This window comes from Mesorhizobium sp. LEGMi-168a, from assembly GCF_058312955.1.
This window is the reverse complement of record NZ_JBZEGV010000034.1, coordinates 1-16733: the sequence shown is the minus strand read 5'-3', so window position 1 is coordinate 16733 and position 16733 is coordinate 1. Positions and strand designations below refer to the sequence as shown.

Here is a 16733-nt window from a genome sequence, read left to right as displayed (position 1 = left end):
TCCACGTATCGAATATAAGAAAAGTTCAGACCGCTTCAGAGAAATTGTCGTTTGACCTTTCCGCCGCTCTAATTAAGTTCGCCAGCGGGATGCGGGGGGTTTTGACAGTGAAAAGTAGTATTTCTTTTCTGGTTGCGGCGGCGTTGGCCTTGATGACGTGCGGGTCCTCGCAAGCAGGCACGGAGCAGGCGCCTGAGGCTAATTTGGACGGGTGCATCTCCGCTGTCCATTTATGGAGCATCACGTTCAAGCACGAAATCGCCTCTTTCATGGGCGTCTCGCAGGAGCGCATGCCGGCCTTGTTCTGCCAGCGCATAGCCGAGGGGATACGCAGCGGGCGGATCAGCTACTCCGATTTGAACAAAGTGCAGCTAGACCTACCGACCGAGATATGGTTGGTCGTCAAGGGCAAGTCCAAGGCTGCGGCTACGGCCACGCCGGCGCCGCGAACGTCCAGCTTCCGTACCTGCTACCGCAACAACGGCGCCTTCCAGATTCCCGCTTCCCAGAAATGCCCGTTGAGCGGCCACGCACAGTTTGACCAACCGACCAAAATCGACATGAAGGGTAAGTCCAAGGTGGCTACTCCAGCGCCGCGGAACCCCAAATTCCGTACCTGCAACGGCACTACCGGTACCTTCCAGATTCCCGTTTCCCGGAAATGTCCATTGAGCGGCTACGCAAATGATTGAGAGTTAGGTGATGAGATCGAACCTGGTCGTTCCGGGCGATCGGATTTGACCCCGCTCGATAAACAAAAAGCCCGGCACACGCGCCGGGCTTTTCGTTTGGAATGGAGACGGTCGATCAGTTGCTGTCGATCGCCTCGGCGATGCGGGCGATGGCCTGCTGGTAGACGCTCGCGGAGTTCCAGCCGGCGATCGCGCCCATATTCGCCTCGTAGCCCGCGCCGGCCTGCCAGCCATGGCCCTTGAGGAAGTTGGCGGTAGAAGCCAGCGCGGTGTTCCTGTCGCGCAGGTTTCCGCTGCCGACCCCATACTTCAGGACATTTCCGGGCAGAAACTGCGTGTGGCCGATCTCGCCATGCATGGCGCCGACCGAGGAGGCGCTCAGCGCGCCGCGATCGACCAGCTTCAAGGCTGCAATGGCATGCGGGGTAAAATAGTCCGGGCGGCGGCAATCATAGGCCAGCGTTAGAATGGCCGAGACCGTGTTCTGGTTGCCCATCGAGGCACCGAAGCCGGTTTCCATGCCCCAGATGGCGAGCAGCACGCCCGGCGGCACGCCGTAGGTCTGCTCGATCCTGTCGAACATCGCCGCGTTCGACTTCTTCAGCGCCCGGCCCTTGGAAATAATTGCGGCCCCGCCGCGGCGCTTCATGAAAGCTTCCACCGAGCCGCTGAAAGCCTTGTGAATGGCGCGGTCGGCGGCGATCGTCCTTGTTGCGTAAGTCGCGCCGGCCAGCGCGGACAGACCCTTCTGGCCAACGCCCTCAGCCTGTGCTTCCGCAGCAAACTGCTGCTTCCAGGCGTCGAAGCCAGCGCCGTTCTTGCCACAGCTGGCCGCCGCCTGCGCGCCCGTCGCCAGCCCAAGTGCCGCCACAGCGGCGGCCACGAAAATCCTTCCCTTGGCAAAAAATGCCATGCTGTCTCTCCTGGTTGCCTGAATCACGTCCCGGTTGCAAATCTGCCAGTGAAACGCCCGGTTGTCACCGCCCACACGGGCTACGCGGCGCTCGACGCTGGCGAATGCCGGGGAATTTGCGCACGATCAAGCATTTATTATGGCAGGCCTTCATGGAAGATATCGATACCCCGCCCGTAGGCGTGAACTCCGCGAGGCTGTCCGGCGCGTAAAACTGGCGCTCTTCACAGGCTTTTGACCCGATCCGCCGAAAGAACATGGAACAATTCGTGAGCGGGTGGACGACGCTTTAGCCGGAACGCATAAGGCCTTGTTTCGTTTTCGAGCCCGAGGGAGCATTGAAAACGGAGAAAAAGCCATGAAAAGCGTATTGTTTCCGGCGCTTGCCGGTGCGCTGCTCGCCATGTCGGGTGCGGCCCTTGCCGACACGCCCGTCTCGGCGTTGACGGATCTGAATGTCCGCGCCGGCCCTGGCCCGCAATATCCAGTGATCGGTGTGCTGGCGGCCGGCCAGTCGGCTACGCTCAGAGGCTGCATCGCAAACAGCAAATGGTGCACCATCGCCGAAGCCGGCGGCAACGGCTGGGTCTATTCCGACTATGTGACGGGCGATTTCGGCGGCAGCCGCGTGGTGCTGACGCGCCGGCCGGCCGATGCCGAGATCGCAGTGGTGGCGCCGCCGGCTGACGATGTCTATTCGCAGGACGACGACACCGGCGCCATGGTTGCGAGCGATCCGGTTGATCCGATCGCCAGGCCGCCGGCCGAGGTGGGCACCTACATCACCACGCATCGGGTAGACCCGGTCTATCTCGAGGGCGAAGTGGTGACGGGTGCTACCCTGCCCGACACGGTCGAGCTGCGCGAGATCCCGGACTACAACTATCGCTATGTCTATGTGAACAACCAGCCGGCGCTGGTCGATCCGGGTACGCGCCGCATCGTCTATGTGATGCGCTGATCCAGGCGCTGATTGCGCAACGCGGCCGCCGGCGATCGGCGGCCGCTTTTCGTTGGCGGCCGCCCAATTGCCGCCCCGCCGGCAATTCAAGCAGCTTGCATCTGCTCTATCGACGCGATTTCGGCCTTCTTTGCCTCGCCTTCCACCGCGAGGTCGTAGCTGGCCTGCATGTTCATCCAGAACCGGGGCGTCGTGCCGAAGAACTTGGCAAGGCGCAGCGCCGTGTCTGGTGTTACCGGCGTGGTTTCGCTCACCAGGCGCTCGATACGCGTGCGGGGGACATGCAGCTTCTTGGCCAACGTATATGGTTTCAATCCAAGCGGGACCAGATACTCCTCACGAAGGATTTCGCCCGGATGGATCGGCGGGAAGATGCTGGCAGCCATCTTCATTTCCTTTCTGGTTGCGGGCACGGGCCCTAATGATAGTCGGTGATCTCTACATCCTCGGCGGCACCTTCCACCCATCTGAAGCAGATTCTGAATTGGCCGTTGATGCGAATAGAGTGCTGCCCGGCACGATCGCCCTTCAGCGTCTCCAACCGGTTGCCCGGCGGCGTCCTCAGATCGATGAGTTCATCGGCGTTATCCAACATGAACAGCTTGCGTTGAGCCACGCGAACAAGATCGGAAGGAAAGCCCTTCGGAGATCGTCCTTGCGAAACCGACTCCGTTGTCTTGTTCTTGAACGAGCGTATCAACGGTGCCTCCGCGCATCGTATCATAGTGTGATACGATTTAATTGTCGATAGAGGCGTATCTTTCTGTGATACGATTTCTAAACCGCTTCCCCGGCAAGCCTCGGGAAGAGATTGCACTGAAATCGCCGATCCCATAGATCATGCGACCCGAAAGGCAGGGGACCCGCGTGATCATCGACAGTACCGCCTTCGAGCGCTACCGCCGCTCGCCGAACGAAAAGACCACCTTGCTGCGCCTGCTGCTCGGAACGGCAATCGTCATTGCCTTCTGGATGGCTATGACAGCTCTCGTGCTTTTTGCCGGCACCTACGCCTACATCGTCTGGCGTCTGCCCGGTCCCTCGACCGGCCGGTACATGCAGGATTTCCTGGCATCGCCCGTCGGCATCCTCACCGCGCTGACGTCGTTTGCCGGCATCTGGATCGGCCTCTGGGTGGCGATGCGCTTGGTGCATGGCGAGCCGCTCTCGGCGCTGATCGGCGCCAGCCGCCGCATCTCGCGCGGCGGTTTCCTCAAAGGCCTGGTAGCGGTGCTGATCACCTCGTTGTTCTCCGAGGTCCTGCTCTATTGTCTGCAGCCGGAAGTCGCCCGCGGATCGATCGCGTTCTCGTCCTGGCTGCTGTTCCTCGTCCCGATAATGCTGCTTGCCTTCCTGCAGACGTCGTCTGAGGAGGCGCTGTTTCGCGGCTATCTGCTGCGCGGCCTCGCCAGCAGATTCGGTAGCCCGCTGATCTGGGCGGCGCTGCCGGGGTTGCTGTTCACCGCGCTGCACTGGAGCTCGTCCTCGACGCTTGCCATCAATGCCTGCGTGCTGGTCTCGATCGCCGCATTCGCGCTGCTGCTCACGCTGTTGGTCTACGCGACCGGCAATCTGGGCGCCGCCTTCGGCGCCCATCTCGGCAACAACCTGACCGGCTTCCTGCTGATCTCGCATCAAGAAAGCTACAATTCCTTCGCCCTGTTCAACGCCAAGCCGCTCGAAGGCGCCGGCTGGACGAATTGGGACGCCGTTCTCATCGCCGCGATCGGCATCGCAAGCACCCTGCTGACGATGCTCTTGCTTTTACACCGCCGCTCGCCGCTGAAGGTCGGGCCGGACCGACCATGATCCCAAAAAGTGGAAACCCGCTCTTGGACGGGATCATGCTCGAGCAGAAAGCCGAAAGGGTCGCCTGATGCGCATCACGCTGGTGGCGGAACGCACCATTCCCTGCAAAGGCTATGGCGGCACCGAGCGCCAGGTCGACTGGCTGGCTCAAGAGTTTTCGCGCCGCGGCCACCAGGTGATCCTGATCGCCGGCCGCGGCTCGAGCCATCCGCTTTGCGAAGTGCGGCAGGCATCTTCGGCCGCCGAATGCCGCGCCGCGATCCCGGCCGACGCCGACATCGTGCATTTCAATGGCTGGTACACCGAGGCGCCGCGCCCGGCGCTCTATACGATGCACGGCTTTAACCCGGAATTCCCGAAAAAGGGGCAGAACTGGAACTTCGTCAGCGCCAGCCATGCGCGCAGCCACGGACGGGAAACCTTCGTCTACAACGGCTTTCCGCTCGACGCCTATCGCCTGTCCGCCGTCAAGACGAGCCGGCTCTTGTTTCTGGCCGGCATCGCCCGTGTCGGCAAGAATCTCAACCGGGCCGTCGATCTCGCCAGGTCCTTCGATTTCCAGCTCGACATCGCCGGCGGCTCGCGCTGGCAACTCCTGCAGCGCACGAAGGTTCGCAGCCAGGGCGTCTTCTTCAAGAGCCTGGGCCGTCGCTTCCGCTACCACGGTACCGTCGACGGCGATAAGAAGCTGCGCCTGCTCGGCGAAGCCAAGGCCTTCCTCAATCCGATCGCCTGGGAAGAGCCGTTCGGCATGGCGCCGGTCGAAGCGATGCTGTGCGGCACGCCGGTACTGACGACGCCGCGCGGCGCGCTGCCGGAGATCGTCGACGATGCCACCGGACGCCTCTTCGACACCGATGCCGAGTTCGCGCAAGCCTTCGCCGACATAGCCGCGCTTTCGCCCGGGCGGTGCCGCGAATCCGCCGCCGACCGGTTCCCCATTGCGAGAACGGCACAAGGCTATCTCGACCTCTACAAGCGCATACTCGACGGCGAAAGCCTGCCGTGAGCCGCACTTTCCCTTCTCCCCTTGTGGGAGAAGGTGGATCGGCGCGCAGCGCCGAGACGGATGAGGGGTGTTCCAGCGGAGTGAGACGCTGGCTTTCCCTGGAACACCCCTCATCCGTCGCCTTCGGCGACACCTTCTCCCACAAGGGGAGAAGGGGTTTTTCTGCCGCTTGGCTTGACTCCTGGGCCGATTTCCTGTCTAGACGCGCTCGAATTCCGCGACGAGTACACCTCCGCGAAGCCGACCAGGACGCCGAAGCCTCTTCGAGGCAAGAGCTGTAAACCGATCCTGGAGGCCAACACCCGGCAGCGCGATGCGCCCCCGGGTGCTTTTTGGCTTTGCGCTTTTGCTTGGCGACCCGGCGCGAACGCACTACCTCTCGGGCATCCACAGGATGCCAGAGAAAAGGAAAACGAATGTTTGAATCCCTCCAGGAGCGCCTTGGCTCCATCCTGAACGGCCTGACCGGCCGTGGCGCGCTGTCCGAGGCGGATGTCTCGGCGGCGCTGCGCGAGGTGCGCCGTGCCCTGCTCGAGGCGGACGTGGCGCTGGAGGTGGTGCGTTCGTTCACCGACAAGGTGCGCGAGAAGGCGGTCGGCGCGGCCGTGCTGAAGTCGATCAAGCCCGGACAGATGGTCGTCAAGATCGTCCATGACGAGCTGGTCGACATGCTTGGCGCCGAGGGCGTCGCCATCGACCTCAACGCGCCGGCGCCCGTCGTGGTCATGATGGTCGGCCTGCAGGGCTCCGGCAAGACGACGACCTCGGCCAAGATCGCCAAGCGCCTGACCGAGCGCCAGAACAAGAAGGTTCTGATGGCCTCGCTCGACACGCGGCGTCCGGCCGCGCAGGAGCAGTTGCGCCAGCTCGGCGAGCAGGTGAAGGTCGCGACGCTGCCGATCATCGCCGGCCAGAGCCCGGTCGACATCGCCAGGCGCGCCGTGCAGGCGGCCAAGCTCGGCGGCCATGACGTCGTCATCCTCGACACCGCCGGCCGCACCCATATCGACGAGCCGCTGATGGTCGAGATGGCCGACATCAAGAAGGTGTCGTCGCCGCACGAGATCCTGCTGGTCGCCGATTCGCTCACCGGCCAGGACGCCGTGAACCTGGCAAAAAGTTTCGACGAGCGCGTCGGCATCACCGGCCTGGTGCTCACCCGCATGGACGGCGACGGCCGCGGCGGCGCCGCGCTTTCGATGCGCGCCGTCACCGGCAAGCCGATCAAGCTGATCGGCACCGGCGAAAAGATGGACGGGCTGGAGGAATTCCACCCCAAGCGCATCGCCGACCGCATCCTCGGCATGGGCGACATCGTCAGCCTGGTCGAGAAGGCCGCCGAAACCATCGACGCCGAGCAGGCGGCGGCGATGGCCAGGAAGATGCAGTCGGGCAAGTTCGACCTGAACGACCTTGCCCAGCAGCTTCAGCAGATGTCGAAGATGGGCGGCATGGGTGGCATCATGGGCATGATGCCCGGCATGGGCAAGATGAAGGACCAGCTTGCGGCGGCCGGCTTCGACGACAAGATGTTCCGCCGCCAGCTCGCCATCATCTCGTCGATGACCAAGGCGGAGCGGGCGAATCCCGACCTTCTGAAACACTCGCGCAAGAAGCGCATCGCTTCCGGTTCCGGCACCGACGCGGCCGAGATCAACAAGCTCCTGAAGATGCATCGCGGCATGGCCGACATGATGAAGGCGATGGGCGGCAAGGGCAAAGGCGGCGGCATGATGCGCGGCATGATGGGCGGCCTTGCCTCGAAGATGGGCCTTGGCGGCATGATGCCCGGCGGCATGCCCGATCTGTCGAAGATGGATCCCAAGCAGCTCGAGGCCCTGCAGAAGCAGGCCCAGGCTGCCGGTCTCGGTAAAGGCTTGCCGGGCGGGTTGCCCGGCGGACTTCCCGGCGGCGGCGGATTGCCGGGCCTGCCCGGCGGCATGAAGTTGCCGGGACTTCCGGGCCTCGGCGGCGGCGGGCTGCCCGGTTTGGGCAAGAAGAAGTGAGGGGGCGATGAACGAGGAGAAGGACATGGCCGACGCACGCGCCGTTCTGGCGGGCTACCGCGCTTCGATCGACAACATCGACGCCGCTCTCATCCATATGCTGGCCGAGCGCTTCCGCTGCACCAAGGCGGTCGGTGTGCTGAAGGCCGAGCATGGCCTGCCGCCCGCCGATCCGGCGCGCGAGCAGCAGCAGATCGCTCGCCTGCGCCAGTTGGCGAAGGATGCGCATCTCGACCCGGACTTTGCGGAGAAGTTCTTGAACTTCGTCATCCGCGAAGTGATCCGTCATCACGAACAGATCGCCGCTTCCAACGGCGCTGCCAAAGCCGGCTAATCAAATGCATGTCGCCCAAAATGCGCAGCGGTTTTGGGACAACGATTTGCACAAGACAAACCGATCAATGAAAGAAATCAGAGCCTTTAGGAGATAGAAAATGGCACTGAAGATCAGACTGGCCCGCGCGGGCTCGAAGAAGCGTCCCTATTACCACGTCGTCGTCGCCGACGCCCGTTCGCCCCGCGACGGCCGTTTCATCGAGTCGCTCGGCTCGTGGAACCCGCTGCTGCCGAAGGACGGCGAACGCGTCAAGGTCGACGCCGACCGCGTCAAGCATTGGCTGTCGCACGGCGCCCAGCCGACCGACCGCGTGCTGCGCTTCCTCGACGAGGCCGGCATCGCCAAGCGTACGGCCCGCTCGAACCCGAACAAGGCTCTGCCCGGCAAGAAGGCGCAGGAGCGCGCCGCCCTGCTGAAGAAGGCCCAGGAAGACGCCGCTGCTGCCGTTGCCGCCGCATCTGCCGCGCCGGCCGAAGCGGAAGCCGCCACCGCGGAGTAATTTCGGGGTTTCTGTTGCGCTTACGAAAACGGCGGGTTCTTTGCCCGCCGTTTTTCTTTGAATCCGGGTCGTTGTGCCTCAATAGCCTTGTGGGCAACGCGCGACGTAGACGCGCCCGTAACGATCTCGGTAGCGGCACTGGCCTGCCTCGCTGGCATGGCCGATCAGAGCGCCGGCCACCGCGCCGACGGCACCGCCGACCACCGCGCCCTGTACCGGATTGTTGGCGACAGCGGCGCCGACGGCCGCACCGCCCAGACCGCCGATCGCGGCACCTTTTTCCGTCTGCGAACAGGCGCCCAGCGCCAATGTCAGCACCAGAATGGTAATCGCTTTCTTCATTTCGGTTCCTCTCTCACGGGATCGCCGTCCTCGCCGCCAAATGTTTAACTCGCAGGCGGCTAGTTTGATCCCGAGGACAATGAGATTGGCATCTTCGAGCGCCGGCGCCGGTCAACAATGCCATTGAAATCACTAATGATTTATCGTTCGGCGGCGCGCTTCAGATTGTCGAGCCCGGCCTCGAAATCCTTGCCGATCAGCGCGTCGAAATTCATGAACAGGCCCATCAGCTTGGCGATGAACGGCCGGCCGCCCCGCATCGCCCAGGTGACCGTGGTGCCGTCGCCCGATGGCGTCAAGGTGAAGTCGACGGTGTTGTTGGCCCGGAACGGCTTTTCGAAATCGAGCCTCAGCGAGACCAGCGACGACGGCACCGAATTGGCGATCTCCATGCGGCCCTTTCCGGCCTTGCCGCTGCCTTCCCAGGCGTAGGCCGCGCCTTTTCCGCTTTCGGCACCGGAAAGCGTGCGTTTCATCTCCGGATCGAGCTTTTCGAACGGCGACCATTCGGGCCAGTGTTTGAAGTCGTTGATCAGCGGGAAGATCGCCTCGGCCGGCGCCCTGATGCTGGCGGACCGGCTGACGACGAAGTCGTTCGGCCGTGTCGCTGCGTAGATGAGTATGGCGGCGACGATGGCGACCAGGATGACGAGAATGGCGGCAAGCATCTTTTTCTCCTCCCTTATCGCGTCAACGGGATCAGCGCGCGCACTCTTGCGTCGCGCAGATAAAGCCCGCCCCACAGGATAACACCGAGATAGACGCCGAACAGCGTGTGCGAGAACAACGGGTTGCCGATGCGCACATGGGTGGAAATGGCGCCGCCCATATAGGCGGTGAGCAGGATCGCGCCGAGCACGGAAGTGCGCGGCAAGGCATAGAGCGCGGTCGAGACCAGCCCGATAATGCCGAGCAGGCGGGCGACATTGGCGTCGGCCGGCCAGCCGAGCTGCGTCATCGTCTCGGTGACGATCGAGAGTGGCGGCAGCTTGATGACGCCGTCGAAAATCATGAACAGGACCACGATGGCGCTGAGCACGCGCCCGGTCCACAAGGCGCCCGACGACACGGGCGCGGTTTGAGAAATGCTCATTGACGTTCCCTCCTGATATTTTGGTTCAAACGCTGGCCGTCTTTGCCAAGTTCGAACCAAGGACGCGGCACGAGTCGAGGGTCCGACACGTCCCAGATTCTTTTTCACGGAGGCGCGCGGCTCATTCCGACGCGCCAAACGGCACTCTCGCTCAGAGCGTCCTGAGATAGGCCTCCAGTCGCGCATAGCTCGCCATGACCATCTGGCCGAAGCCCATCTTCACCGCCATGTCGCGGGCGGCGACCGAGTTGGCGCGGATGTTGGCGACGATGCGCGTCTTGCCGCCGGCATCCTCGAACTGGATGGTCGTGACCATGTTGGGCGGCGGCAAGGTATCCTGCCATTGGCTGCGGTCGAGCGGCGCGTCGCGATAGACGATCCGCTCCGGCGGAGTGATCTCCAGATAGACGCTGTTGGTCGGATACTCGCTGCCGTCGGCAAAGCGCATGGTCAGACGCCACTGCCCGCCTGGCCGCACATCCATATCGCAGACCGGATAGGTCGACCCTTCCGGTCCCCAGAACCGCACCAGATGATATGGATCGGTGAACAGCTTGAACATCAGCGCGCGTGGCGCATCGAAGGTCCGGGTGATGACGATCACCGGGTCGTCGGATGGAATGTCGATGGTCTGATCCGTCATTTTCCCCTCTCTGGATTGTCTTGCCGCGCATGGGCGGCATGCTGATTAGCCGGCTTCAATTTCGATTTCCGCTCGGATCACCCGCCCGCAAGGCTTGCAGATAAGTTTCTAGCCGGTCGAAGCGGGCGTCCCACAGCGCGCGATAGGACTCCAGCCATTCGTCGATCTCACGCAATGGTTCCGGCTGCAGGCGGCGCGGCCGAAACTGTGCGTCGCGCCCGCGCGCCACCAGGCCGGCGCGCTCGAGCACCTTGAGATGCTTCGACACCGCCGGAAAGCTCATGGCAAACGGCTCCGCCAGTTCCGTCACCGAGGCCTCGCCGAGCGACAGCCGCGCTAGGATGGCACGACGGGTCGGGTCGGCAAGCGCCGCGAGGGTCAGGCTGAGCCTATCCGTTGCCATATCTATTGAACCAAATGGTTATGTAACCTTTTGGTTTTATATGGGGCGCCGGCGACCGAGTCAAGCGGCGCGATCCAAGGATCGAATCCGCCCGCAACGCTCATCCGGCCCGCAAACAGGATGGCCATGCTGGAACGCTCGATCGGCCGCTCAGGAGAAGTAGAATTTGTCGGCCGGGATCATCTTCGGTGGCGTCTCGCCCAGCGCCTCGAACACGGAAATCTCGCAGACACGGCACAACCCATCCAGCGCAAGGTCGTTGGGCTGGGTACCGAACGGGTCCTCGAGCTCCTCCGAAAGCGCGTCGAGCCCGAAGAAGGTGTAGGCGATCAGCGCGGTGAACAAGGGCGTCGCCCAGCCGGCCGGCGTGGCCAGCCCGAACGGCAGCAGCAGGCAGAACACATAGGCCGTCCGCTGCAAGAGCAGTGTGTAGGCGAAAGGCAGCGGCGTGCCCATGATGCGCTCGCAGCCCGCCTGGGCGGCGGCGATTTCCGACAGCCGCTCGTCGAGGATGCGGTAGCCGATCATGTCGATCGCGCCGCTCTTGCGCAGGGCCGCGACACGCGCTCCCATCCGGCGCACCAAAGCGTCGGGGCCGTTGGCAGCCTGCGCCACCGCTTCGACCTCGTCGCCGATGAAGCCGCGTGCCTCCGGCACGGCATCGACCCGCCGCAACGAGCCGCGCAGAAAGTGGCAGAAGGCGATCGCGTCCATCAAGAGCCCGCGCAGCTCGCTCCGGTCCTCGATCAGCCCGGTCGAGGCGCGCGCCAGGTTGCGGACGTCGAAGACGAGCTGGCCCCAGAGCTTGCGCGCCTCCCACCAGCGATCATAGGCGGCGTTGTTGCGGAAGCCGAGATAGATCGACAGCGCGACGCCGAGCAAAGCGAAGGGCGCGGTGCCGGCATTGCCGAAATCGAGCTTCAGCGCCCGCACGATCACCACCACCAGCGCGCCATAGGCGGCAAAGCCGAAGATCTGCGGCAGGATGCGCGGCACCACTGAGCCACGCATGATGAAGAACAGGTGCAGGAATCCCGGGCGCGGACGAACGATCATCGAAACCCCTCAAGAGCAATTTCGGGACCAGTTGCGCTGCAACCCCGCAACATGCGGGACGCCGCGCCAAGACCAGGCGGTCCGGATCTTGTGTATTGTGCTATTGGCCAGCCGCGCAAGCTCGGCCACACGCGACATAGCCATGTCGTTGAGCAGAAGGCCTACCGGCACCAGGCCGGGCGATTTAGTGAGGAGACGCCGTTCCCGCGTCGGACAGCGGGCGCGGTGACGAAGGAGAGAAAATGACCGGTGAGACCGATCTGCAAAAACTGCTGGCGTCGATGACGCCGCAACTGCTCCCCGACGTCCATGTCTTCGCGACGCTGGCACCGGATGCAGCCGTGCCGGATGGGCTCGATCCGGTCATGAGTTTTCGCGAACGGGAAGGCCTGACGCTGATCGTGACGGAGGACGAGGCGAAAGCGGCCGGCCTTGCCGGCACGTTCCGCTGCCGGATGATCACACTCGACATTCACTCCTCGCTGGAGGCTGTCGGCTTCCTCGCCGCCATCACCGCGCGGCTGGCGGCGGCCGGCATGGGCGTCAACCCGGTCTCGGCTTTCTACCATGACCACCTGTTCGTGCCGGCGGAGCGGGGGGAAGAGGCGCTCGTAATCCTGCGGCAGCTGGCGACGGACAGCGGCGGCTAACGCCGTAGGACATAGAGAATGTCCGGCAGGCCTTCCTCGTTGGTCGTGCCGTCGCCGAAGGCTTCGGCGCGGAATCCGTGGCGTTCGTAAAAGCGGGGGGCGCCGCTGTTGGCCTGGAAGCAATGCAGCTTGACCGAAGGCATGCCGGCGGTCGCCTCAATGAGCAGCCGGCTGCCGATGCCTTGTCCAGTCCAGGAGGGATCGAGATAGAGCTGCTCGACCCAATCGCCGCTGACGGCAATGAAGCCGACGATGCGCTCGCCGGCTTCCGCCACCATCACCTGCTGCCGGGGCAGCACGATGTTGCGGATGAAGAAAAAGTCCTCCTCCGGCGTATGCACAACCGGCATCCAGTCGAAGGAATTGAGCGACGCCCGCATAAGCTTGGCGACGGTGGGTGCATCCGCCTTTATGGCCGGACGTAGCAAGATTTCAGGAAAACTGGACATGCTGGCGCTGCCCCTCACCCCCCTGCCGGGACCTTCTCCCCGTGAACGGGGAGAAGACGCCACGCCGGCCGAAGGCTGAGTCGGCGACTGCCGGCCGCCGGTCGTCCGGCGCCCCCGCGGAGGCCCAGCCGCGGCAGCGGCGGTACGGGCCGTGAGCGAGAACCAAACGGCCGAAGGCCGAGCCCGCGACTGCGGGCCGCCGGCTTTCCGGCGCCCCCGCGGAGGCCCAGCCGCGGCCGCGGCGGTACGGCCGTCAGCGAAAACTAAGCCGCCTTCTTCTTCGGTTGGATCAGGCCGCGCTCGACCAGCAGCTCGGCGATCTGCACCGCGTTGAGCGCCGCGCCCTTGCGCAGATTGTCGGAGACGACCCACATCGACAGACCGTTGTCGACGGTCGAATCCTCGCGGATGCGCGAGATGAAGGTGGCGTCCTCGCCGGCCGATTCGAGCGGCGTGATGTAGCCGCCGTTCTCGCGCTTGTCCAAGACCTGGCAGCCCGGCGCCTCGCGCAGGATCTCGCGCGCCTCGTCGGCCGTGATCGGCTTCTCGAACTCGATGTTGACGGCTTCCGAATGGCCGATGAACACCGGCACGCGCACGCAGGTCGCCGTCAGCTTGATCTTGGGGTCGAGCATCTTCTTGGTCTCGGCGACCATCTTCCACTCTTCCTTGGTGAAGCCGTCGTCGAGGAAGACGTCGATATGCGGGATGACGTTGAAGGCGATGCGCTTGGTGAACTTCTTGACGTCGACCTGGTCGGCGACGAAGACCGCGCGGGTCTGGGTAAACAGCTCGTCCATGCCTTCCTTGCCGGCGCCGGAGACCGACTGGTAGGTGGCGACCACGACTCGCTTGATGGTGGCGACGTCGTGCAGCGGCTTCAGCGCCACGACGAGCTGCGCGGTCGAGCAGTTCGGGTTGGCGATGATGTTCTTGCGCGAGAACTGCTCGATCGCGTCCGGGTTCACTTCCGGCACGATCAGCGGCACGTCCGGGTCGTAGCGGAAGGCCGAGGAATTATCGATGACGACGCAGCCCTGCTTGCCGATCTTGGGCGACCATTCCTTCGAGACATTGCCGCCGGCCGACATGACGCAGATATCGGTGTCGGAAAAATCGTAGGTGTCGAGCGCCTTGACCTTCAGCGTGCGGTCGCCGAAGGACACTTCGGTGCCCTGGCTGCGCCGCGAGGCCAGCGCCACCACTTCGCTCGCCGGGAAGCCGCGCTCGTCCAGAATGTTGAGCATTTCGCGGCCCACATTGCCCGTGGCGCCGACTACCGCAACCTTGAAACTCATAAAGATCTCCTGTCCCTCTCCGCTTGGTTGTTGGAGAAAACCCGCCGGCCTCATGCGGGTTCCGTCCCCCGGGCCGAACCCGGGAGAGGGTGGTTAGGCCAAGGGAATCACACCGTTTTGGTGGTGGTTTTTTTGGCCGTAGTTTTGCTGGAACCCAGAATCTTGCTGGAACGGACGGACGCGCCGAAGCGCCCGGCCCGATGCGCTGCATCGTGGCTGGGGGCATCGAATGCAAGAAGAGCCATCAGAAGGCCGCGCATCGAAAAACGATCCCGTTCGACGCGGGCTTTTACGCGGTTTGCTGAAAGAGTCAATCGGCGCACCGCTCTCCTTTTCCCCTTGTGGGAGAAGGTGTCACCGAAGGCGACGGATAAGGGGTGCTCCAGGGAAAGCCAGCGTCTCACTCCGCTGGAACACCCCTCATCCGTCTCGGCGCTATCGCGCCGATCCACCTTCTCCCACAAGGGGAGAAGGGAAAGGCGGTGCCCCCTGCTCTGTACAATGGCGGCTGCAGGAAGTACGAACGCGCAAATTTGTTGGCTGGCGTAGTGCCGGCCCCCCCTTGTGCTCCATGAAGAGCCCAGAACCCTGAATTCCGAAAGAACAAAATGTCCGACTTCGAAGGTATTGTTCCTGCGCTCGCAGAGGCGCTGGAAAAACGCGGCTATGTCGCGCTGACGCCGGTGCAGCAGGCGGTGCTTAATCCGGAGCTCGGACAGGCGGATGCGCTCGTTTCGGCGCAGACCGGTTCCGGCAAGACCGTCGCCTTCGGCCTCGCCATGGCGCCGACGCTGCTTGGCGGCGCGGAGCGCTTTGCCGACGCCGCGGCGCCCCTGGCGCTGGCCGTGGCGCCGACGCGCGAACTGGCGCTGCAGGTGAAGCGCGAGCTGGAGTGGCTCTACGAACTCGCCGGCGCGACGGTGGCCTCCTGCGTCGGCGGCATGGATATGCGCGGCGAGCGGCGGGCGCTGGAGCGCGGCGCCCACATCGTCGTCGGCACGCCTGGACGGCTGCGCGACCACATCACCCGCGGCGCGCTCGACATGTCGGCGCTGAAGGCCGTGGTGCTGGATGAAGCCGACGAGATGCTCGACCTCGGCTTTCGCGAGGACCTCGAATTCATCCTCGAGGCCGCGCCCGCCGAACGGCGGACACTGATGTTTTCCGCCACCGTGCCGCGCTCCATCGCCACGCTGGCGAAGAGTTACCAGCGCGACGCGATGCGCATCTCCGCCGGCGGCGAGGAAAAGCAGCATCTCGACATCGAATACCGGGCGCTCTCCGTCGCGCCCGCCGATCGCGAGAACGCCATCATCAACGTGCTGCGCTATTACGAGGCCACCAACGCGATGGTGTTCTGCAACACCCGCGCCGCCGTCAACCATCTCACCGCGCGCTTCAACAACCGCAATTTTTCCGTCGTGGCGCTGTCAGGCGAGCTCAGCCAGAACGAACGCAGCCATGCCCTGCAGGCGATGCGCGACGGCCGCGCCAGGGTCTGCATCGCAACGGACGTCGCCGCGCGCGGCATCGACCTGCCCAATCTCGACCTGGTGGTGCATGCCGACCTGCCGACCAACCCGGAGACGCTGCTGCATCGCAGCGGACGGACGGGCCGCGCCGGACGAAAAGGGGTGAGCGCGCTGATCGTGCCGAACAATGCCCGCCGGCGCACCGAACGGCTGCTGCAAAGCGCGAAGCTGACGGCGACCTGGGCAAGTCCGCCTTCGGCCGACGACGTGCTCAGGCGCGACGACGAGCGCATCCTCGCCGACCCCGCCTTAAAGGAGCCGGTGCATGAGGAGGAGCGCGATTTCATCGGCACGCTGCTGGAGAAGCACGGCGCCGCGCAGGTGGCCGCCGCCTTCGTGCGGCTCTGCCGTTCCAGCCGCTCGGCGCCGGAAGAGCTCCTCGAGATCGCGCCGTTCGCACCGTCGGGCGAAAAATTCGCGCGCCGCGACGAGGCGCCCGCCCGCCGCGATGATTTCGGCGACAGCGTCTGGTTCTCGCTGTCGGTGGGACGCCGGCAGAATGCCGAGCCGCGCTGGCTGATCCCGATGCTGTGCCGCACGGGCGGCATGTCCAAGCGCGAGATCGGCGCCATCAAGATGCAGCCCGAAGAAACCTTCGTTCAGATCGCCGCTGACTGGGCCGACCGCTTCCTCGCCGCGATCGGCCCCGACCGCAGGCTGCAGGGCAGCATCGTGGTCAAGCGGCTCGACGGCACGCCTGATCTTTCGAGAGCCGGCTATCAGCCGCCACGACCCGACAAGAAGCCGCATCGCGGCAAACGGCCGTTCGAGCAGAATGCGCCCAAGCCGAAATTTGAGAAGCGCGCGCAGCCCGAACGTGCCGGCCAGGCCGAGGCTAAGCCGTGGGCGAAAAAACCCGGCAAGCCGAAATTCGACAAGCCGGCAAAGCACAAGAAGCCGACGAAGCGGCCGGGCTAGATGTGGAGCCTCAACAGGTTGTCCTCGGACAATGCGAGGCGACTGATGGGTGTTTTGGATTTTAGGCCGCCATGCGGGCGATGCCAATTGTAGCGATGCATCCAAACGGGCAACTCGGCAGCT

21 protein-coding genes and 1 pseudogene are annotated in these 16733 nt (G+C 64.1%); 9 read left to right on the top strand and 13 right to left on the bottom strand.

Going from position 1 to position 16733, the window contains the following annotated elements:
* Positions 1–44 precede the first annotated feature (44 nt).
* The gene (locus AC4FWB_RS29395; protein WP_491029736.1) at positions 45–692 is read left to right on the top strand and encodes a hypothetical protein; all 648 of its coding nucleotides are present in this window, start codon (positions 45–47) and stop codon (positions 690–692) included.
* 115 nt (positions 693–807) lie between these two features.
* Here the strand turns inward: AC4FWB_RS29395 and AC4FWB_RS29390 are convergent, their stop codons facing one another.
* Positions 808–1605 (bottom strand): lytic murein transglycosylase, encoded by a 798-nt coding sequence (locus AC4FWB_RS29390; protein ID WP_491029735.1) that lies wholly within the window; start codon positions 1603–1605, stop codon positions 808–810.
* 358 nt (positions 1606–1963) lie between these two features.
* Between AC4FWB_RS29390 and AC4FWB_RS29385 the strand changes: the two genes are divergently transcribed.
* The gene (locus tag AC4FWB_RS29385; RefSeq protein WP_491029734.1) at positions 1964–2566 is read left to right on the top strand and encodes a DUF1236 domain-containing protein; all 603 of its coding nucleotides are present in this window, start codon (positions 1964–1966) and stop codon (positions 2564–2566) included.
* An 86-nt stretch (positions 2567–2652) separates the two neighbouring features.
* Here the strand turns inward: AC4FWB_RS29385 and AC4FWB_RS29380 are convergent, their stop codons facing one another.
* Both AC4FWB_RS29380 and AC4FWB_RS29375 read right to left on the bottom strand, forming a co-directional pair.
* On the bottom strand, positions 2653–2952 hold the full coding sequence (locus tag AC4FWB_RS29380) for a HigA family addiction module antitoxin (RefSeq protein WP_491029733.1): 300 nt from the start codon (positions 2950–2952) through the stop codon (positions 2653–2655).
* A 32-nt stretch (positions 2953–2984) separates the two neighbouring features.
* A complete protein-coding gene (locus AC4FWB_RS29375) occupies positions 2985–3266 on the bottom strand; it encodes a type II toxin-antitoxin system RelE/ParE family toxin (RefSeq protein ID WP_491029732.1) in 282 nt (93 codons plus the stop codon).
* A gap of 167 nt (positions 3267–3433) precedes the next feature.
* Here AC4FWB_RS29375 and AC4FWB_RS29370 point away from each other — a divergent pair, with 167 nt between their 5' ends.
* The 5 genes from AC4FWB_RS29370 to rpsP all read left to right on the top strand — a co-directional run bounded on the left by AC4FWB_RS29370 (position 3434) and on the right by rpsP (position 8226).
* Entirely contained in the window at positions 3434–4375 is a 942-nt protein-coding gene (locus AC4FWB_RS29370; RefSeq protein WP_491029731.1) for a CPBP family intramembrane glutamic endopeptidase, read from the top strand.
* A gap of 67 nt (positions 4376–4442) precedes the next feature.
* On the top strand, positions 4443–5384 hold the full coding sequence (locus tag AC4FWB_RS29365) for a glycosyltransferase (RefSeq protein ID WP_491029730.1): 942 nt from the start codon (positions 4443–4445) through the stop codon (positions 5382–5384).
* A 416-nt stretch (positions 5385–5800) separates the two neighbouring features.
* The gene (gene ffh, locus AC4FWB_RS29360) at positions 5801–7390 is read left to right on the top strand and encodes a signal recognition particle protein (RefSeq protein ID WP_491029729.1); all 1590 of its coding nucleotides are present in this window, start codon (positions 5801–5803) and stop codon (positions 7388–7390) included.
* 7 nt (positions 7391–7397) lie between these two features.
* Entirely contained in the window at positions 7398–7724 is a 327-nt protein-coding gene (locus tag AC4FWB_RS29355; protein WP_491029728.1) for a chorismate mutase, read from the top strand.
* A 100-nt stretch (positions 7725–7824) separates the two neighbouring features.
* Positions 7825–8226, top strand: coding sequence for a 30S ribosomal protein S16 (rpsP, locus tag AC4FWB_RS29350; protein ID WP_491029727.1), 402 nt, complete (start codon positions 7825–7827; stop codon positions 8224–8226).
* 78 nt (positions 8227–8304) lie between these two features.
* On the opposite strand, the gene AC4FWB_RS29345 is transcribed toward rpsP, so the two are convergent.
* The 6 genes from AC4FWB_RS29345 to AC4FWB_RS29320 form a co-directional block, all read right to left on the bottom strand.
* Entirely contained in the window at positions 8305–8568 is a 264-nt protein-coding gene (locus tag AC4FWB_RS29345) for a YMGG-like glycine zipper-containing protein (RefSeq protein ID WP_491029726.1), read from the bottom strand.
* Between the two features lie 140 nt (positions 8569–8708).
* Positions 8709–9236 (bottom strand): SRPBCC family protein, encoded by a 528-nt coding sequence (locus AC4FWB_RS29340; RefSeq protein WP_491029725.1) that lies wholly within the window; start codon positions 9234–9236, stop codon positions 8709–8711.
* A 14-nt stretch (positions 9237–9250) separates the two neighbouring features.
* Positions 9251–9661, bottom strand: coding sequence for a DoxX family protein (locus tag AC4FWB_RS29335; RefSeq protein WP_491029724.1), 411 nt, complete (start codon positions 9659–9661; stop codon positions 9251–9253).
* Between the two features lie 151 nt (positions 9662–9812).
* A complete protein-coding gene (locus AC4FWB_RS29330) occupies positions 9813–10304 on the bottom strand; it encodes an SRPBCC domain-containing protein (RefSeq protein ID WP_491029723.1) in 492 nt (163 codons plus the stop codon).
* Positions 10305–10359: 55 nt separating this feature from the next.
* Positions 10360–10707 carry an ArsR/SmtB family transcription factor gene (locus tag AC4FWB_RS29325; RefSeq protein WP_491029722.1) on the bottom strand — a complete coding sequence of 116 codons (348 nt, stop codon included), beginning with the start codon at positions 10705–10707 and terminating at the stop codon, positions 10360–10362.
* A 150-nt stretch (positions 10708–10857) separates the two neighbouring features.
* Positions 10858–11763: a bestrophin family protein gene (locus tag AC4FWB_RS29320; protein ID WP_491029721.1), complete on the bottom strand. Its 906-nt coding sequence runs from the start codon at positions 11761–11763 to the stop codon at positions 10858–10860.
* Between the two features lie 242 nt (positions 11764–12005).
* Here AC4FWB_RS29320 and AC4FWB_RS29315 point away from each other — a divergent pair, with 242 nt between their 5' ends.
* The gene (locus AC4FWB_RS29315) at positions 12006–12413 is read left to right on the top strand and encodes an ACT domain-containing protein (RefSeq protein ID WP_491029720.1); all 408 of its coding nucleotides are present in this window, start codon (positions 12006–12008) and stop codon (positions 12411–12413) included.
* On the opposite strand, the gene AC4FWB_RS29310 is transcribed toward AC4FWB_RS29315, so the two are convergent.
* The 3 genes from AC4FWB_RS29310 to AC4FWB_RS29300 form a co-directional block, all read right to left on the bottom strand.
* Entirely contained in the window at positions 12410–12862 is a 453-nt protein-coding gene (locus AC4FWB_RS29310; RefSeq protein ID WP_491029719.1) for a GNAT family N-acetyltransferase, read from the bottom strand. The genes AC4FWB_RS29315 and AC4FWB_RS29310 overlap by 4 nt on opposite strands.
* Positions 12863–13125: 263 nt before the next feature.
* The gene (locus AC4FWB_RS29305; RefSeq protein WP_320273164.1) at positions 13126–14160 is read right to left on the bottom strand and encodes an aspartate-semialdehyde dehydrogenase; all 1035 of its coding nucleotides are present in this window, start codon (positions 14158–14160) and stop codon (positions 13126–13128) included.
* A gap of 107 nt (positions 14161–14267) precedes the next feature.
* Positions 14268–14564, bottom strand: coding sequence for a hypothetical protein (locus AC4FWB_RS29300; RefSeq protein WP_491029718.1), 297 nt, complete (start codon positions 14562–14564; stop codon positions 14268–14270).
* A 204-nt stretch (positions 14565–14768) separates the two neighbouring features.
* Here AC4FWB_RS29300 and AC4FWB_RS29295 point away from each other — a divergent pair, with 204 nt between their 5' ends.
* Positions 14769–16610 (top strand): DEAD/DEAH box helicase, encoded by a 1842-nt coding sequence (locus AC4FWB_RS29295; RefSeq protein ID WP_491029717.1) that lies wholly within the window; start codon positions 14769–14771, stop codon positions 16608–16610.
* Here AC4FWB_RS29295 and AC4FWB_RS29290 read toward each other — a convergent pair.
* A pseudogene (locus tag AC4FWB_RS29290) lies at positions 16607–16733 on the bottom strand (IS481 family transposase); the annotation flags it as partial. The gene AC4FWB_RS29295 and the pseudogene AC4FWB_RS29290 sit on opposite strands and share 4 nt — an antisense overlap.

Bases quoted from the DNA above. Each gene is read 5' to 3' on its own strand.
- rpsP (WP_491029727.1), top strand. From the start codon at position 7,825: ATGGCACTGAAGATCAGACTGGCCCGCGCGGGCTCGAAGAAGCGTCCC.
- ffh (WP_491029729.1), top strand. From the start codon at position 5,801: ATGTTTGAATCCCTCCAGGAGCGCCTTGGCTCCATCCTGAACGGCCTG.
- AC4FWB_RS29365 (WP_491029730.1), top strand. From the start codon at position 4,443: ATGCGCATCACGCTGGTGGCGGAACGCACCATTCCCTGCAAAGGCTAT.
- AC4FWB_RS29330 (WP_491029723.1), bottom strand. From the start codon at position 10,304: ATGACGGATCAGACCATCGACATTCCATCCGACGACCCGGTGATCGTC.
- AC4FWB_RS29355 (WP_491029728.1), top strand. From the start codon at position 7,398: ATGAACGAGGAGAAGGACATGGCCGACGCACGCGCCGTTCTGGCGGGC.
- AC4FWB_RS29320 (WP_491029721.1), bottom strand. From the start codon at position 11,763: ATGATCGTTCGTCCGCGCCCGGGATTCCTGCACCTGTTCTTCATCATG.
- AC4FWB_RS29305 (WP_320273164.1), bottom strand. From the start codon at position 14,160: ATGAGTTTCAAGGTTGCGGTAGTCGGCGCCACGGGCAATGTGGGCCGC.
- AC4FWB_RS29335 (WP_491029724.1), bottom strand. From the start codon at position 9,661: ATGAGCATTTCTCAAACCGCGCCCGTGTCGTCGGGCGCCTTGTGGACC.
- AC4FWB_RS29385 (WP_491029734.1), top strand. From the start codon at position 1,964: ATGAAAAGCGTATTGTTTCCGGCGCTTGCCGGTGCGCTGCTCGCCATG.
- AC4FWB_RS29340 (WP_491029725.1), bottom strand. From the start codon at position 9,236: ATGCTTGCCGCCATTCTCGTCATCCTGGTCGCCATCGTCGCCGCCATA.
- AC4FWB_RS29295 (WP_491029717.1), top strand. From the start codon at position 14,769: ATGTCCGACTTCGAAGGTATTGTTCCTGCGCTCGCAGAGGCGCTGGAA.
- AC4FWB_RS29325 (WP_491029722.1), bottom strand. From the start codon at position 10,707: ATGGCAACGGATAGGCTCAGCCTGACCCTCGCGGCGCTTGCCGACCCG.
- AC4FWB_RS29345 (WP_491029726.1), bottom strand. From the start codon at position 8,568: ATGAAGAAAGCGATTACCATTCTGGTGCTGACATTGGCGCTGGGCGCC.
- AC4FWB_RS29390 (WP_491029735.1), bottom strand. From the start codon at position 1,605: ATGGCATTTTTTGCCAAGGGAAGGATTTTCGTGGCCGCCGCTGTGGCG.
- AC4FWB_RS29315 (WP_491029720.1), top strand. From the start codon at position 12,006: ATGACCGGTGAGACCGATCTGCAAAAACTGCTGGCGTCGATGACGCCG.
- AC4FWB_RS29310 (WP_491029719.1), bottom strand. From the start codon at position 12,862: ATGTCCAGTTTTCCTGAAATCTTGCTACGTCCGGCCATAAAGGCGGAT.
- AC4FWB_RS29380 (WP_491029733.1), bottom strand. From the start codon at position 2,952: ATGGCTGCCAGCATCTTCCCGCCGATCCATCCGGGCGAAATCCTTCGT.